The 231-nt window shown below is 42.9% G+C and carries 1 protein-coding gene; it reads left to right on the forward strand.

All coding sequences use genetic code 11. The features are described from left to right. Window positions 1–231, forward strand: a 231-nt coding sequence (locus tag SB775_RS34285; RefSeq protein WP_410865746.1) for an LLM class flavin-dependent oxidoreductase, incomplete at both ends; no start/stop codon positions are given.

Below are 231 nucleotides of genomic sequence, written 5' to 3' on the forward strand. Positions count from 1 at the left end.
ATCTTTTATTAAAAATTAATAAAGAGGAACATGTAACATGGAATGGACAGTTCAGAGCACCGCTTGCACATGCTTCGGTTATTCCGAGAGCGAAAAATAATAACTTACCAATTTGGCGTGCAGTTGGTGGCCCGCCAGCTAGTGCGATTAAAGCAGGACGTGCGGGTGTGCCAATGATGATAACAACACTAGGCGGTCCAGCTATTAACTTTAAAGGATCAGTAGATGCTT

This window comes from Peribacillus sp. SIMBA_075, assembly GCF_046534585.1.